A 15,179-nucleotide genomic window follows, 5' to 3' on the forward strand; every position below is an offset into this window, starting at 1 on the left:
CGCGCGGCGGGGTACGAGGGGCGGGTCTCAGCTGCTCCGGCGGATCGCCCGGACACCCACCACGAGGCCGACGATCGCGACCGCCAGCGCCGAGACCCAGCCCCACAGCACGGTGACATCGCCGAGGTCGCCGGCGAACAGCGCCCGTTCCGCCTGCACGACCCAGTTGACCGGGTTCACCGAGGCGACGGCGCGCATCCACGCCGGTCCGTCGTCGAGCGGCAGCAGCATCCCCGACAGGATCAGCAGCGGGAAGATCAGCGACTGCTGCACACCCCAGAACAGCCATTCGCGGTCCTTGGTCGCGAGGGCCAGCGAGTACGACAGCGAGCCGAGGCCGACGCCGAACACCGCGAGCAGGGCGAGCCCGATCAGCAGGCCGGGAACGTTGATCTGGAACCCGAACGGCCAGGCGATCAGCACGATCACCAGCGCCTGCACGACGATCGGCGCGATCTCCTTCAGCGCACGTCCGACGAGCAGCGATGAGCGGGCGAGCGGGGCGACGAGTGTGCGCTCGTGCGAGCCCGTCATCATCTCGTACTGGAGGTTCGACCCGGTCGCGCCGGTGCCGAACAGCACGATCATCACCAGCACTCCCGGCACGAACCAGGCCAGGGTCTCACCGACCGGCTGCCCGGATCCGCCGACCAGCAGAGGAGCGAACAGTCCGAGGAAGACCAGGGGCTGCAGCAGGCTGAAGATCAGCGTGAAAGGATCGCGCAGCACGGGCTTGAGCTCGCGGGTGAGCACATTGCGGGTGTCTCGGGCGAGGCTCGGTCGCACGAGGGTGTCGATGGCGGTCATGAGCGGGCTCCTGTCGTGGTGGCGCGGGTGTCGGTGGCGTCGGATGCTGCGCTGCTGTCGCCCTCGCCGGCCTCGCGGAGCGTGCGCCCGGTGAGTGCGAGGAAGACGTCGTCGAGCGTGGGCGGCACGCCGGTCGCGCGCTGCACGGTGATGCCTGCGGCATCCAGCTCCCGCACGATCACGGGAAGCAGATGGTCACCGTCAGGGACAGCGAGCGAGAGCGATTCCTGGGCGACCGTGACGGCGGCCGGGCTGAGCCGGGCGACGACGGAGCGTGCGTTCGCCGCGGTGGCGGCATCCGCGAAGCCGAACGTCAGCACGTCTCCGGCCAGCGTCGCCTTGAGCGCGGTGGCGTCGTCATCCGCGATGATCCGCCCCTTGTCCATGACCATCACCCGCTCGGCGTAGCGGTCCGCCTCTTCCAGATAGTGGGTGGTGAGGAACACCGTGGTGCCGTGTTGGGTGCGGAGGTCGAGGATGTGCTCCCAGAGGTTCGCACGGCTCTGCGGATCGAGTCCCGTCGACGGCTCGTCCAGGAAGATCAGGGGAGGAGCATGCATGAGCCCGAGCGCGATGTCGAGCCGTCGTTTCTGGCCGCCGCTGAGCTGCTGCACGGTGCGCGTCGCGAACGACGACAGATCGAGCGACTCGATCAGCTCATCGGCCCGACGGATGCTGTCGCGCCGCGACATCCCGTAGAAGGCGCCCTGGCTCAGCAGTTCGTCGCGCACGCGCTGCGAGAAGCTGCCGCTGGTGAGCTGGCCGACGTAACCGATGCGGGCGCGGACGCCCGCGGGATCGGTGCGGATGTCATGGCCGACCACGCGTGCTGTTCCTGTGGTGGGAGGGATGAGTGTGGTGAGCATACGGAGGCTCGTGGATTTGCCGGCCCCGTTCGGCCCGAGGAAGGCGACGAGCTCGCCGCGGGTGGCTGTGAAGGTGAGGTCCGTGACCGCGGGGACCGAGGCCTTCTTGACGGTGAAGACCTTGGTGAGGCCCTCGGCTTCGATGATGGATTCGTTCGTCATGGCTCGAAGGTAGAACCCAACCAGGACAGATCCTGTCCGCAATCGGTGCCAATCTGGAGACATGTCCGACACCACCACCCGCGCCCTCTCGCTGCTCAACCTGCTGCAGACGCATCGGCACTGGCCCGGGACCGAGCTGGCGGCCCGGCTCGGCGTCACCGAGCGCACGGTGCGCCGAGACGTCGACCGTCTGCGCGAACTCGGCTACCGGGTCGAATCCACCCCGGGTGCTGCGGGCGGATACCGGCTGGAGGCGGGAAGCGCGGTGCCGCCGCTGCTGCTCACCGACGACGAGGCCGTGACGATGGCGATCGGACTGCGGGTGGCCGCGACCCAGCAGCTCGTCGGCGGCTCCGAGGTCACGCTCACCGCACTCGCCAAGCTCGAGCAGGTGCTCCCGTCCGCGCTCCGTCAGCGGGTCAACGCGCTCGCCGCGTCGGTGCAGGCGCCGCGCATCGGAGAAGGGCCTGTCGTGTCGCCCGTGGCGCTCGGCGAGCTCGCGCTGGCCACGCGCGACACCGAGAGGCTGCGCCTGCGCTACATCGACGGTGCGGGGATCGAGAGCATCCGTCGGGTGGAACCGCACGCGCTGGCCCCGGCCGGGCGCAAGTGGTTCCTGCTCTGTTGGGATCTGGATCGCGACGACTGGCGCACATTCCGCGTGGATCGGATCGACACCGTCGAGCACACCAGGGTGATCTTCGCCCGGCGCGAGATCACGGCGGAGCAGATCGAGGAGCGCGTGCTCATCGCCTCGTCGTGGACGCCGCAGAAGATCGAGGCGGATGCCGTGATGGAGCTGCCGCTGGCGCCGATGCAGGAGTGGTTCGGGCCCTGGGGGCAGGGCGCGACGGCCGAGGACGACGCGCACACGCGCTGGCCGTTCGGCGGCTCGGACTGGCGCGAGGCCATGTACGCGATGCTCTGGATCCCGGAAGGCGTCGAGTACACCACGACCTTCCCCGAGCCGGATCGGTCAGCGCTGCGGGAGTCGTTGCAGCGGATGCTGCGCGCCCTCGACGCCCCGGACCCGGGCCCCCGTGCGTGACACCCGGTGTCATCCGTCGACTCATGGCGTTATCTCAGGTGCCTTCCCTGGCGCAGAAGATCACGGCCCGGTAACGTCGTTCTCATCGCGGCGATCCGGGCGGTCCCGGGCCTCAGTTCATACCTGTGGGCGTTGCGGGTTCGACTCCCGCCGTCGCGTCCACTTCGGAAGCCCCGTCTGGCCCTGGAATATCAGGGCTGGCGGGGATTCCCCTTGGCCTTCGAGGCCTGCCGTGACAACAGATTGGCAACATTCGCTGCAGCACGTGCGTGATCGAGGGCATCCGAAACCGCGTTCAGATCATCGTCGAAGAGATCCGCATACACGTCGAGCGTCATCGCAGCCGACTTGTGGCCGAGCATCCGCTGCACCGCCTTGACGTTGGCGCCGGCCGAGATTGCGAGCGACGCAGCCGTGTGCCTCAGATCGTGAATCGTCATCCGTGGGAGACCAGCCATCTCGAGCGCTGTGACGAACCAGGACCGAGAGCCCTCACTCGTCCGTGGCCGCGGGGCGTGCACCAGGCCCTCACCGAAGAGCAGCGCATCACGAGTCTTGCCCTCGCACGCTCGAGCGATCGGCAACGATAGGAACGCCGGGTAGGGCACCGATCGGCGCTCATGGGTCTTCGGAGTCCCCACGTGGATCACGGCGCCCACTTTGACGGCGTTCTCCTGGACGCTGAGGCGCCGATTGAGCGCGTCGACGTCCCGCACCCGCAGGCCCGTCAACTCGCCCCACCTGAGCCCGGTGTACGCCGCGACGTGCACGAGCGTGCCATACTCCCCGGACGCGTCCGCCAGAGCGCCGACCTGCACGTGCGATAGGTACACGTGAGGCTTGGACACCTTCCGCGGCAGATTGTCCAGCCCTCGAGCTGCATTCCGAGACACCCGCTTATCGCGCAGCGCCACATCGAGGATCGCAGCGAGCACGCCATGCGCCCGCAGGACGACCGTCGCACTCTTCGGCTTCACCGCCAGGCCGGCAGTCCGCCTCGATTCCCGACGAGCGCTCACAGCAGTACCCTCAGACAACTGGCGCACCCACTCACTCACCGCGGAGCTCTGTACCGCCGACACGGGCGTCTCGCCCCATCGCGGCTCGACATACACTCGCCACGCATCCGACAGGGCCCGATACGTCGACGGCTTCAAACTCGTGCGCTTGTTCCGCAACCACTCCACACCCAGAGCCCCCACAGTCACACGCGCGCTCGCCGGATCTACGTACTCCCCTCGGTGCTTCGACACCTCGACGTCATTCAGCCGGTCCTGAGCGGCCCGCTTCGTGGTGAAGCCCCGCTCCGTCGTCTGTGTGTGGTCAGGGCGCCGATAGACAATCCTGTAGCGGCGATCCTTGGCCTTTGGATCTCCGCTACGGCTGAGCTCGCCCTTGATGAAGTACTCGTGAATGCTACCCACTGACGATCAGCCCCGATTCTCGGCACTGGTTGATCCAACGGTGCGCAGTCGATCGAGAAATACCGAACGCGTCGGTAACCGCCTTGATCGGGTGCAAGCGCAGTGCGAGAGCGACGTTGTAGGTGCGTGCGACCTCGCCCATCGCTCCGGGTGACGGCCACTGGTCACGTATCGCTGATGAGAAGGTCTCGCTAGCCAGCGCGTGCGAGGTGAACGGCGTCCATCCCGCAAGCGGTGGCAGATGCTGCCGGAGCAAGTCGATCACTCGCACATTCCGGAGGTCCTCAGAGTTGACCTCCTCGGCCCCGTAGCTCTCGATCGCGACAGACAGGATTCTCAGCCAGAACGAACCTGACGCGGACACGCGGATGCGAGTCTCTAGGCCTATCCGCGGGTGGTGGTCGACGACGAGCGTCCCAGGCGACCGCAGGGTGAGTGCCGGTCCGCCGATCTCGATAGGGCGTGCATCGTCATCCGGCAGGTACTCAACCGTCGCAGTGAACGTTTCAACCCCTGAATCAGAGTCCTTGCCGCCGCTATCCCCAGTCATCTAAGACCCTCCCCGTGATACATGCTTGCGGAAAGTGTAGCAACGTGATGTAACCTATCGCCTGACACACTTACCGAACAGCTGTGTCACGAAAGGAGAACCGTGACAGTTCAACTCGCAGCCGAGCATCCTGAGGCGCCGAGAGCGGCCGAGCAGAAGTACCTGACGCCGGCACAAACGTGTGACCTCATCCCTGGCATGACGGTCGGCCACCTGGCCCAGCTTCGATTCACCGGCAAGGGGCCGAAGTTCCTGAAGCCAACCCCTCGGACCGTGCTCTATCGGACTGCCGACATCATCGCGTGGCTCGAAAACTCCGAGCAGACCAGCACTGCGGTCTGACCGATGAGCGTCAACGAAAAAGGCCCCGGATATGAGCCGGGGCCAACGACCAAATGCCCTTCGAAAGGAATCAGATCAACCATGAAGATACCAGCCGCCGCCCAGCTTGTCACCGAGGACGACTACGCCACTTGGGCTCACACCACGCGGGAATGGATTGAGCGGCAGATCAGCACACCCGAAGCCTCCGCAGCGCTCGCCGCAGCGGAGGAACGGGACGGCCTCACGATCAGCGAGCACCCATTCGACCGCTTCGTCGCCCTGAACCTTTTGGTGCGTCGAGGCTGCGCGCCTGAGGTCTCCCCTGAGTGGATTCCGGACTTCCCCAAGCCGCCCGCATGGGCAACCGAATCCGCATACGACATCGCGGCCGGTTGCGGGGCAGCTGAGATCACCTTCTACGGCCGGAATCACGGGGAGGAAGTCACCGTGACTGTCGAGGAGTATCACGAGATCGTCTTGTGGCCAGACCTCTATGACAACGGCTCTGAGGTGGGCTCGCACTACACCGATGGCCCCTCGCTGACTTGGGATCCGGCCGCCGCCGAGCGCCTCGCGACCAAGTCGGCCAGCGCCGCGATGCGCTTCGCCGCAGCGCTCGCCGCGGCCGCGGAAGAACTCGCCGACATCAACGCCCGCGATCTCACCCGCTTCGACCAGGCAGGGGACGCACGATGAGCTCTATCAGCCCGATCGCCGACGCCCGAGCACGTCTCATCGCCGCCGCCCTGAGCGTCGCCGACGCAATCAGCAACGCCACACTGTCCAAGCCCTTCGACGCGCAGCTGCTCGACGAACTCCGAGCCGCCGAGTCAGCGCTCGCCGAAGCCACGAAGAGCCGGCCGCGCCAGTATCCGTCTGCCGCGCTGATCGTCGCGCACTTCGACGTCGAGCTGAGTGAGGACGGCGCCGCGGTGATGCTTGCGAACGCTCACACCCGGGCGCGACTCGAACCAGATAGGGCCCGTGCCATCGCCGCCGCACTCACGGCCACCGCTGGACACATCGACCGACCCCGAGTGCTTCGTCGCCGCAGCGATGTCAACGATGCTCTCCTCGAGCGGGAGGTCTGAAGCGATGATGAGCGACACCGATGCCCTCGACGCGTTCGCCGACTACCAGCGGTCGGCCGGGCAGTCTCCCGCCACAATCCGCAAGCGCCGCAGCCTCCTCATGGGCCTCGTCAAGTACGACAACCCTCTCGTGGAGTGCGACGTGTTCACCCTCCGGCGCCACCTCGGCCGGGACGATGTCATGCTCGCCACCCGCAGCGCCGAAAGGTACGCCTTCATCGCGTTCTACCGGTTCCTGCAGGAGGAGGGCATCCGCCTCGATAACCCGTCGACCAGGTTGCCGAGCATCCGCGTCCCGCGCGGTGAGCCGCGACCCTTCTCGCCCGAGCAGTTCGACACGTTGCTGTCATCCGGCGCCTATCGCCGCACGCGGCACATGATCTGCCTCGGCTACTACCAGGGATTCCGCGTCTCCTCGATCGCCCGCGTCCACGGCTCCGACATCGACCTGGTTACCAACACCATCACCACGATCGGGAAGGGCCGCAAACACGGCCGTCTCCCACTGCACCCAGCCATCCGCGAGATCGCCGCCTCCATGCCGACAGACGACTGGTGGTTCCCCTCCCCGAAAGATCCATCGCAACCGATCAAGCCCGGCGCCGTGAGCGACCTCATCCACGACGCGATCCGCCGCTCAGGGATCACCGACCGCAAGCTCACCCCGCACTCCCTTCGACACTCATTCGGCAGCAACCTCGTCGACGCCGGCGTCGATATCCGCGTAGTCAAAGAGCTCATGATGCACGAGAGCTTGTCGACGACGCAGATCTACACGCGGGTCAGTGAGTCCAAGAAGCAAGAAGGGATCGCGGCCCTGCGGAGCCGCGACATCCCCGCGCATTCAGGGCGACCAATCGCCGGCCGACACGTGTACGCGCAAGGCGTGAGGGTGGCGAGCTCATGACCTACGCAGGACGCCCCGAGAACGTCGTCCGCCCGATCGAACCGTGGCCCCACGGATGGGAGGAACCAGTGCGACTCTTCACCAGCACCCTCAACGCATCGAACCTCGCACAGCGCACCGTCGACGGCTACCTGTCGATCATCCGGCGTCTCGCGATCGAGACACAGAAGCCACCATGTGACGTCACCCGCAACGATCTCCTCGCCCGACAGACCCGGGGCATCGCCGCCAGCAGCATGGCCACCGAACGCATCGCCTACCGCCGGTTCTTCGGACTCCTCCACGACGACGACCTGATCGCCACAGATCCCGCGGCCAAGCTCCCCAGGGTCAAAGTGCGCAAGGGCCAACCGCGCCCCATGACCGACCAGCAGATCGCAGCACTCTTCGTCGGCGCTCGCCGGCGCACCCAAGCGCTGCTCATACTCCTCGCGTACGTCGGCATGCGCTGCCACGAAGCCGCACGAGTCCGCGGCGAGATGTTCGACCTGGTCGACAACACCGTCCGCTACATCACCAAGGGAGGCTACGAACGAGTGCAACCCCTCCACCCGATTGTCCGCGCACTCGCCGAGCAGATGCCTCCCCGCGGCTACTGGTTCCCCAGCCCTAACGGCACAGGCCCGATCCTCGCCAAGACCGTCTCCACCAGAGTCGGCATCCGCATCAAGGCCGCAGGGATCGACGACCCCAAGATCACCGCACACAGCATCAGGCACTGGTTCGGCACATCCCTCGCACGCGGAGGCGCCGACATCCGCGTCATCCAAACGCTCATGGGGCACGAGCTCATCAGCAGCACGCAGATCTACGTGCAGGTCGACCAAGCGCCCAAGATCACCGCCCTCGACGGACTGCCCCTCATCGCCGCACCCGCAATCACCGCGCTCGCCGGAGCGCCGCGGCTCCCGCAAATCGAGGACCAAAGGCGTCAACGCGATGCCGCGATCGCTCACGGTACCCGCCGCAAGTACGGGCAGGGCTGCCGATGCGACGAGTGCCGGGCCGATCACCGAGAGCGGGCAGCACGCTGGCGCGAGAACCGCACATCCATGGAGGCCGTATGACTGACGCGAGACTCAAGGGGGAGTGGCTGACCGCCCCTGCCCACGACGGTCTATCTGACCAGGCGTACCGCGTGCTGCACAACGCGCTCATGCACTGCGCCGAGCAAGGCAGTGACGGCGCGATCAGCAACCGTGAACTTCGCTTCCTCTACCCCGGCGTGATCGGGTCCGAGACCCTGGCCGAGCTCCAAGAGGCCGGCTTCTGGTCGCCCACCCTCGACGGCTACCAGCTCATCGGCTGGTCGACGACGCTCGGACAGAACACCGCTTCCGAGATCGAGGGCTATCGGGAAATGAACCGAATCCGTCAGCGGAAGTGGAGAGAGGAACGATCACGGAAGGCCGCAGAGAGCGCCGCCCAGCAGGCTCAGGCGCTCGATATCCCCGTCGCCCAGGGCGGAGTGGCAGGAGAAAAAAAAGAGGCCCTCAAATCGATGGGAGAGACGCGTGACATAACGCGTGACATAACACGTGACGTAACGGTCACTGTGCAGGCTCGGACAGGCACGGCTAAAGCCGTACCTGCCCGAGCCCAGGACTTAAATGGTCCAGTCCCTGAAAACTCTCGCCAAGAGCCTGTGGATAACTTCGAAGGGACTGGACCCGAGCCACCCCGCGCACCACCCAGAACCAGCCCCACCTACGGAGCTCCTCTCGACACCACCGCCGTCATCCGAGCTGTCAGCGACCACCTCCCCGACAACTTCGACGACACCGCACTCCAGACCCTCGCCAACGAGATCCTCAGCCGCGCCGCCTCCCACGTCCACGACCCCACCGCCTACGTCATCGCCACCATCCGCAGCTGGCGCCAACCCAACATGACCGGCGCCGACCTGGTCGACGCCGGCGAATGGCTCGAACGCGTCGAGAGCATCGATCGCGAACGGCGCTACCAGCACGACCTGGTCACCACGCGAGGAACCTGATGCCCACCAGCGAGCTCCCCCCGACCTTCGACTGCCGACGCGGCCGCCACTGCGTGCTCACCCTCGACCGCATCTGCGTCATCTGCGGCGCCCAAGGCGTCACCGACGCCCGACGCCTCCCACCCCTCACCAACCACGAGACCCCCACAACACCAGCCACACCGCTCGCCACCCTTGAACCAACGCGCTCGCCGCAGGACCTCGACGGGACGTGATGCACCGCCACCCCGAGCTCTACATCACGCCCTCCGGTGACGTCCTGGTGCCACCGGAGATCGCCCGCATCCTCTGGCGCCAAGCCGGCGTCGAAGCCTTCCGCGATCGCACCCGAGACAGCATTAGCGGAACCGAGCTCGCGGCCGTCCTAGAGGCGCTACGCCAATCGGGAGAACGGTGGGCGAGCAGAGCGGTTCCCAACAGCGGAACCAACTCGACGGAACCGGGCACGTCTATGCCACAGTCACTCAGCACAACCGAAGTCGCCAACCACCTCGGCATCACACCCCGAGCAGTCACCAAAGCAATCCACGCCGGCCGCCTCCCCGCAACACGCACCGGACGCCGCTGGACCATAGACCGCGAAGACCTCGCACTGCACCAGGCCACACGAACGGAGCACATCTGACATGACCACCACCGCCGTGGCCGCCACCGACCTCAACGCCGAAGCCCTCGGCCGCATCCGCGACTACACCGACCCCGCCGGCGTCAACAAGCGAACCAACCGCCTCTCCGCCGAAAACACCACCACCGCAGACCCATACCGCCGCGCCTACGCCGACTTCCAACACGCAGTCCAGCTCTCCGACGACTACGACGAAATCCTCGCCTCCGCGCTCGCCGTGGTCGACACTGCCCGCCTGTACACCGCGGAGCAGATGATCAGTACTGAGCTCCGCGAGCACGTCCGTTTCCAGACGGCCATGGAGATCAACTATGGAGGCGATGCGACCCGGCCAGCGTTCAAGTTCCTCGACGAGCAGCTGCGCGACCTCATGCGTACCGTGCGGGAGCAGGAACCGGCTCTGCAGGGCATCAGCAACGCCAGCCATGCACTCCGTGGCGGTGGGGCGTCACAGGACGCCTGGCAGGTGATCGAGGACCAGATTGAGCGATACCGCGAGCTCCGCCGCGTCCAGCGCCACATCTTCGTCGTCCTCGGCGACGCCGGCGCCCGACCATACCGCATCGATGTCCTCAATCGATCAGGACAGCTGCGAGCGGCATTCGACCATGAGAGCAGCTACACCGCCCGCCGCCGGTTCTGGAGAACCGCACGCGACGAGCAAGGATCGGCCGGGTTCAACGATTGGCTCACGACCCCACCCCGCCCCCAGTTCGACCGCGACGGTGCCGACGTATTCCCCGACGATGCGGCAGCGTACCTCCGCTGGATCTCCGCTGACGACAAGGCGTGGATTCCCGACGAAGCGACACTACTCAGCGTGCACGAAACCGCCGAGACGATGCTCACCAGCGCGGCCGTCAAGAACCGGATCAAAGCCAAGGAGAAGTACTACGACGACCGCGACCTCACGCCGACCAAGGGCGTGAAGGTGAGCATCCTGTGAGCGCCGGCAGCCTGGACAACGGCCGCAAGCGGTTTGCCGAGCATGACACCCCGGACGGTCGAAAGCAGCGCCGAGAGCGCGAGCGAGAGGACGGCGGCAGCCTCGCAGCAGGACGCGCCCTGTATGCCGAGCAGCACAGCCACAGCGGCGACGACAAGCCCGCAGGTCTCCAGGCCGGCGCCGACCGATTCAACGCACAGAAGGGCACCAAGTGACACCCACACAGCACGGCACAGCCGTCACCACCTTCCTCACCCGTGAAGCCGATACCAGCTTGACCGCACCCCTCGACGACGAGCACCTGGCCGCCGAGATCCATGCCACCCTCAGCGTGGCGGCCGGCACAGGCACGGCGTACACCACCGCTGACGCGCTGCTCGCTGAGGCTGAGGCCAAGCCCGCGGGTCTGCGTCGGCGCCTGCTCCGCCTCGCCCGACTGCACGCACTGCGAGCAGACCGGTGAGCGTCCGGACCGGGAGAGGCGCACGGGTGTCCTCCGTTCGCTCGCACTCGCCCTCGCGGTCCATCATCGGGGCGACGTCGGTGACGGCCGCGTCGCCCCTTCCTACCCCCTGGGGGGTTGCCCCTCTCAGCCCGGCGGCGTCGTACCGTCGGGGAGGTGGCTGTCCCGCGCGCCGGAATCAAAGGTTTTGGCGGAGGGGCCCGCGATGAGCCGCGGAGGCAGCCGCCCAGACGCTCCGCGCCTTGCACGATGCGGTCACCTGACCCCCTACAACGGCGGACCGCAGCGGCATCTCTGCAACGACTGCGCACAGCCACCCAAGCGCGCGTGTGCTAGCTGCTCGACGGACATCACCACCAGCAGGGGCAACCGCAAGTACTGCTCCGAACACTGCGCCAACGTCGCCCGCGGCAAAGCGATCGCCGCACCACTTGCCCCACGAACGTGCGCGCTCGCCGAGTGCGATGCAGTATTCCGCCCGCGGCGTGACGAGCAGCGGTGCTGCTCAGAACGCCACGGCAAGACCCTCTGGAATCGGCGTGCTCGGAGGCACGGCGCCGATTCTCAGCACCACGACTGACGCCCCTGACCGCCCCAAAACCCACGGGATCGATGTGAAGAGAGTTGACTGACAGAAGCGTAAAAGTAAGCCTGCTACTCCAGGCCCAGGGCTATATGCAGGGCATGAGAGAGGTCGGCAAAGCGACCGAAGAGACCGCGACCAAGGCGGAGAAACTCGCAGCCCAGAAGCAGGGCTTCGAGCAGCTCGGCCGAGCAGCTCTCGGCTTCGGCGCCGTCGCGGCTCTCGGCGTCGGACTGGCAATCAGCAAGTGGGCTGAGTTCGACCAGCAGATGTCCTATGTGCAGGCGGCCACGCACGAGACCGCCGGCAACATGGACCTCCTCAAGGAGGCCGCGCTCGACGCCGGCGCCCGCACCGTGTTCAGCGCCACTGAAGCGGCCGGCGCGATCGAAGAGCTCGCCCGCGCCGGCGTCTCCACCGCCGACATTCTCGGCGGTGGCCTCGACGCCTCCCTCGACCTGGCAGCAGCCGGCGGCCTCGACGTCGCCCAGGCGGCCGGCATCGCCGCCGTCGCACTCAAGACCTTCAACCTGCAGGGCCAGGACATGGCCCACGTCGCGGATCTGCTCGCCGCTGGCGCCGGCAAAGCCATGGGTGACGTGTCCGACCTCTCCCAGGCTCTCGCGCAGGGCGGCATGGTCGCCAAGCAGACCGGGCTCTCGATCGAGGAAACGACCGCAGGGCTCGCCGCCTTCGCCTCTCAGGGCCTCATCGGCTCCGACGCCGGCACGAGCTTCAAGAGCATGCTGCAGCGCCTCACCCCGCAGTCCGCCGAAGCGCAACGCAAGATGGACGAGCTCGGGATCTCCGCCTACGACGCCGGCGGCAACTTCGTCGGTCTCGCCCAGTTCGCTGGCAACCTCCAGACCTCGCTGCAGAAGCTCACCCCAGAGCAGCGCAACGCGGCCATGGCGACCATCTTCGGGTCCGACGCCGTCCGCGCCGCCAGTGTCCTCTACTCGGAAGGCGAGCAGGGGATCCGTGAGTGGACCGAAGCCGTCAACGACCAGGGCTACGCCGCGGAAACCGCGCGGCTGCGCCTGGACAACCTCGCCGGCGACGTCGAGGCACTCGGTGGGGCCTTCGACACCGCACTCATCACCAGCGGTTCTGGTGCCAACGACGCACTCCGCGCCCTCGTCCAGTCCGCCACCGGTGTGCTCGACATCTTCGGCGAGCTCCCCGAAGAGGTTCAGGGCGCCGGCGTGATCTTCGCCCTCGCGGCGGCCGGCGTCTCCCTCATGGCCGGCGCCTTCCTCACCGGCGTCCCCCGGGTCGCGGCGTTCAAGGAGGCCGTGTCTGACCTCAAACTGTCGATGTCGGGCGTGAGCATCGCCGCCGGCGCCGTGACAGTCGGGCTCGGCATCGTCATCGGCGTCATCGGCGCTGTCGCGGCCGCACACGCCGAAGCGCAGGCCCAGGCCCGCGCCTACGCCGACACCCTGGAGCGCGGTACGCAGCGAGTGACGCAGGCCACCCGTGACCTGGCAGCGGAGAACCTCACCGCGGAGAAGTCATTCCTCTGGATCTCCCGCGGATCCGCCGCCGACGCCGCCGAGGAACTCGGCCTCGGCGTCGACACCGTCACAGACGCCGTGCTCGGCAACGCGGAGGCACTCACCAAGGTCTACACCGCCGTGCAGAAAGGCCTCGATCGCGGATCCAAGGCCATGGTCGACCAGACCGACGCCGATATCCGCGCCTCTCGCGCCGCCGAGCTCCTCACCGAAAGCCTGGAAGGCGAGATCGGAGCTCTCGACGAGGCCCGGAAGGTCGCCGAGCAGAAGAGCGCCGCAGACAAGACCGCCGCAGCCGCGGCCGAGCAGCACGAGAGCGCACTCCGCGAGCTCGAGGGCGGGGCAGCCGGCGCCATGCAGGGCATCGATGAGCTCTCCGACGCCATCCGCGGCTTCGGGTCCACCGAGCTCGACGCCCGCGCCGCAGTCCGGGAGCTCGAGGCCGCATACGACGACCTGGCAGCCTCGGTCGCTGAGAACGGCGCCAGCCTCGACATCACCACCGAAGCAGGCCGGTCCAACGAAGCCGCACTCGACGCGATCGCCCGCAAAACACTCGAGGTCACCGCGTCCACGCTCAGCCAGACCGGCAGCCAGCAGGCGGCGAACGAGGCCATGGCCGCCGGCCGCCAGCAACTCATCGATATGCTCGCCCAGTTCGGCATCACCGGCGCCGAAGCCGACGCCTACGCCGACAGGCTCGGACTCATCCCCGGCAACATCCCCACCACAGTGCAGCTGCTCGGCGTCGGGGAAGCCAGCACCGCGATTCAGCAACTCATCAGCGCCTACGACGGGCGCAAGATCCGGCTCAACGTCGCGATCAACCGCGGAGCGAGTGACGCTGAGCTCGCCGGTATTGCCGGCATCGGCTACACGCCTCCGCAGAACGCCGCCGGCAACCTGTACAGCAATGGCAAGCAGGTCGCCGCGTTCGCCGCAGGCGGGGTTGTTGGCTTTGGTAGCAACGGGACTCCGCCGCACATCGCTTCGGCCACCAACGGGGGACTACTCAAGTACGCTGAAGCAGGGTGGGACGAAGCGTTCATCACGATGAACCCCGCCTACGGCGACCGGTCCCGCGACATCTGGGTAGAGACGGGGCGGAGACTCGGGGCGTGGCAACCCGCACCCCCGTCGTACGCTGCCGCGGCGCCCCAGCGAACGACGGGTGGCAACCAGTACACATTCACAGGTGACATCGTCAGAGCCGACGAGGGCGAGCTCGTGCGGGCGATGAACAAAGAGGTGAGGCGCGCAATGGCCATGACTGGAGTCAACGAGGGGGTGAGCGACTAATGCGCCTCATCGAGTTCCCCGGCGCTGAACCCTTCACCGCCGATGAGGTGGCCGTAGAACGCCACACCTTCGCTCTTGCCGATCAGATGCTCACGGGCGGAGACGTCACAGAAGCAATCCAGCAGATCACGACCGAAACAGGAAACCCGAGCTACGCGGTATTCATCGCCACCGAAGCAGCCGCCGAGGTCCTCGTGAGGCTCATGACCGAAGCGCCTCCGGCGCAAGTCTTGGACGTCATGGCACGCATAGCCGCCGTCGCTCTTGCCGTCAGGACCCTCGCGGCTCGGCACTGCCTGCCCCCAGGATCGCCCCGAGTCCAACATCTCACCTGATGGTGCTCGCCGTGCCGTTGCCGACGAATGGGGTGCCAGAGCCCGCGTGTTCAGACGGCCTGTTATCTCAAGGCTGACGCGGGGAGCACCCCATTCGCTCGCCAGCGTACTCGCGCGGTCGCTGACACTCAACCGGTCGCCGTATGGTGACAACATGGTGACAACAAAACCCGTAACTGGGTGCATGGTTCGGTGATCCCAATAAACCAGAACTGCCGTAATCCCGGGGGTGGAGC

At 66.9% G+C, this 15,179-nt stretch carries 17 protein-coding genes and 1 tRNA gene; 14 read left to right on the top strand and 4 right to left on the bottom strand.

All coding sequences use genetic code 11. The features are described from left to right. Positions 1 to 27: 27 nt before the first annotated feature. Both FB560_RS02375 and FB560_RS02380 read right to left on the bottom strand, forming a co-directional pair. Positions 28 to 807 (bottom strand): ABC transporter permease, encoded by a 780-nt coding sequence (locus FB560_RS02375; protein WP_141870897.1) that lies wholly within the window; start codon positions 805 to 807, stop codon positions 28 to 30. Then, positions 804 to 1,835 (bottom strand): ABC transporter ATP-binding protein, encoded by a 1,032-nt coding sequence (locus FB560_RS02380; RefSeq protein ID WP_141870898.1) that lies wholly within the window; start codon positions 1,833 to 1,835, stop codon positions 804 to 806. The genes FB560_RS02375 and FB560_RS02380 overlap by 4 nt, the downstream gene beginning before the upstream one ends. Before the next feature lie 61 nt (positions 1,836 to 1,896). On the opposite strand from FB560_RS02380, the gene FB560_RS02385 reads away from it, so the two are divergent. Together FB560_RS02385 and FB560_RS20630 are read left to right on the top strand one after the other, a co-directional pair. Next, entirely contained in the window at positions 1,897 to 2,883 is a 987-nt protein-coding gene (locus FB560_RS02385; RefSeq protein WP_141870899.1) for a helix-turn-helix transcriptional regulator, read from the top strand. An 86-nt stretch (positions 2,884 to 2,969) separates the two neighbouring features. Then, positions 2,970 to 3,045 (top strand) — tRNA-Met (locus tag FB560_RS20630). Positions 3,046 to 3,074: 29 nt separating this feature from the next. Here FB560_RS20630 and FB560_RS02390 read toward each other — a convergent pair. Further along, the gene (locus FB560_RS02390) at positions 3,075 to 4,298 is read right to left on the bottom strand and encodes a site-specific integrase (RefSeq protein WP_229673336.1); all 1,224 of its coding nucleotides are present in this window, start codon (positions 4,296 to 4,298) and stop codon (positions 3,075 to 3,077) included. Between the two features lies 1 nt (position 4,299). Then, complete coding sequence (locus FB560_RS02395) at positions 4,300 to 4,857, bottom strand: helix-turn-helix domain-containing protein (protein ID WP_141870900.1); 558 nt, start codon at positions 4,855 to 4,857, stop codon at positions 4,300 to 4,302. Between the two features lie 102 nt (positions 4,858 to 4,959). Between FB560_RS02395 and FB560_RS02400 the strand changes: the two genes are divergently transcribed. The 12 genes from FB560_RS02400 (at position 4,960) to FB560_RS20635 (ending at position 14,943) form a co-directional block, all read left to right on the top strand. Next, complete coding sequence (locus FB560_RS02400; RefSeq protein ID WP_211349992.1) at positions 4,960 to 5,199, top strand: helix-turn-helix transcriptional regulator; 240 nt, start codon at positions 4,960 to 4,962, stop codon at positions 5,197 to 5,199. An 81-nt stretch (positions 5,200 to 5,280) separates the two neighbouring features. Continuing rightward, positions 5,281 to 5,877 carry a hypothetical protein gene (locus FB560_RS02405; protein ID WP_141870901.1) on the top strand — a complete coding sequence of 199 codons (597 nt, stop codon included), beginning with the start codon at positions 5,281 to 5,283 and terminating at the stop codon, positions 5,875 to 5,877. Further along, on the top strand, positions 5,874 to 6,272 hold the full coding sequence (locus FB560_RS02410; RefSeq protein WP_141870902.1) for a hypothetical protein: 399 nt from the start codon (positions 5,874 to 5,876) through the stop codon (positions 6,270 to 6,272). The genes FB560_RS02405 and FB560_RS02410 overlap by 4 nt, the downstream gene beginning before the upstream one ends. Before the next feature lie 7 nt (positions 6,273 to 6,279). After that, positions 6,280 to 7,179 carry a tyrosine-type recombinase/integrase gene (locus tag FB560_RS02415; protein WP_170198023.1) on the top strand — a complete coding sequence of 300 codons (900 nt, stop codon included), beginning with the start codon at positions 6,280 to 6,282 and terminating at the stop codon, positions 7,177 to 7,179. Further along, positions 7,176 to 8,246, top strand: coding sequence for a tyrosine-type recombinase/integrase (locus FB560_RS02420; protein ID WP_141870904.1), 1,071 nt, complete (start codon positions 7,176 to 7,178; stop codon positions 8,244 to 8,246). The genes FB560_RS02415 and FB560_RS02420 overlap by 4 nt, the downstream gene beginning before the upstream one ends. A 71-nt stretch (positions 8,247 to 8,317) precedes the next feature. Further along, positions 8,318 to 9,175, top strand: coding sequence for a hypothetical protein (locus tag FB560_RS02425; RefSeq protein WP_141870905.1), 858 nt, complete (start codon positions 8,318 to 8,320; stop codon positions 9,173 to 9,175). Positions 9,176 to 9,626: 451 nt separating this feature from the next. Then, positions 9,627 to 9,800: a helix-turn-helix domain-containing protein gene (locus FB560_RS21130; RefSeq protein WP_407662558.1), complete on the top strand. Its 174-nt coding sequence runs from the start codon at positions 9,627 to 9,629 to the stop codon at positions 9,798 to 9,800. 1 nt (position 9,801) lies between these two features. After that, entirely contained in the window at positions 9,802 to 10,746 is a 945-nt protein-coding gene (locus tag FB560_RS02435) for a hypothetical protein (protein WP_141870907.1), read from the top strand. Beyond that, positions 10,743 to 10,961 (top strand): hypothetical protein, encoded by a 219-nt coding sequence (locus FB560_RS02440; protein ID WP_141870908.1) that lies wholly within the window; start codon positions 10,743 to 10,745, stop codon positions 10,959 to 10,961. Before FB560_RS02435 ends, FB560_RS02440 begins: the two co-directional genes overlap by 4 nt. Further along, complete coding sequence (locus tag FB560_RS02445) at positions 10,958 to 11,209, top strand: hypothetical protein (protein ID WP_141870909.1); 252 nt, start codon at positions 10,958 to 10,960, stop codon at positions 11,207 to 11,209. Before FB560_RS02440 ends, FB560_RS02445 begins: the two co-directional genes overlap by 4 nt. Before the next feature lie 684 nt (positions 11,210 to 11,893). Further along, positions 11,894 to 14,608, top strand: coding sequence for a phage tail tape measure protein (locus FB560_RS02450; RefSeq protein WP_170198024.1), 2,715 nt, complete (start codon positions 11,894 to 11,896; stop codon positions 14,606 to 14,608). Next, positions 14,608 to 14,943, top strand: a complete 336-nt coding sequence (locus tag FB560_RS20635) for a hypothetical protein (protein WP_170198025.1) — start codon at positions 14,608 to 14,610, stop codon at positions 14,941 to 14,943. The genes FB560_RS02450 and FB560_RS20635 overlap by 1 nt, the downstream gene beginning before the upstream one ends. The last annotated feature ends 236 nt before the right edge of the window (positions 14,944 to 15,179 follow it).

Origin of the sequence: Microbacterium saperdae (genome assembly GCF_006716345.1) — a bacterium.
Taxonomy (GTDB): domain Bacteria; phylum Actinomycetota; class Actinomycetes; order Actinomycetales; family Microbacteriaceae; genus Microbacterium; species Microbacterium saperdae.